This is a genomic window from Arthrobacter sp. 18067, assembly GCF_902706295.1.
In the GTDB taxonomy this organism is placed as follows: Bacteria; Actinomycetota; Actinomycetes; order Actinomycetales; family Micrococcaceae; genus Arthrobacter.
On record NZ_CACSJJ010000072.1, the window covers coordinates 1 to 510 of the forward strand.

At 62.0% G+C, this 510-nt stretch carries 1 protein-coding gene; it reads right to left on the bottom strand.

The window, feature by feature from the left end:
- Nucleotides 1-494, bottom strand: a 494-nt coding sequence (locus GVL04_RS24120) for a class II fructose-bisphosphate aldolase (protein WP_200846953.1), incomplete at its 3' end; no start/stop codon positions are given.
- Between the last annotated feature and the right edge of the window lie 16 nt (nt 495-510).

The following is a 510-nucleotide window of genomic DNA, read 5'->3' on the forward strand; positions in this document are numbered from 1 at the left end:
ACGGTACCGATTTCCACCTCGAGGATAATCTTCGCAGCAGCAGCACGCTCCAGCAGTTCACGGCCGATGCGCAAGTTCTCCGACAGGGTCTCGTGCGAGCCGTCCCACATGTGCGAGTTGAAGATCGGGTCCTTGCCGGCCTTGACGGCTTCCTCCGACGCAGCCAGCAACGGCAGGACAAAGTCCGCCAGCTTGTCCTGCGGGCAGTGGTCCGTGTGCAGGGCGATGTTGACGTTATAGTTCTTCGCCACCTCGCGGGCGAACGCGGCGAAGCCCAGGGAACCGGCCACCATGTCCTTGACCGAAGCACCGGACCAGTAGGCTGCGCCACCGGTGGAAACCTGGATGATGCCATCGGACTCGGCCTCGGCGAAACCGCGGATCGCAGCATTCAGAGTCTGCGACGACGTCACGTTGACCGCGGGGAAAGCGAAACCGCCAGCCTTCGCACGGTCGATCATCTCGGAGTAAATCTCTGGGGTTGCAATGGGCATGGTGACTCCTATGCTG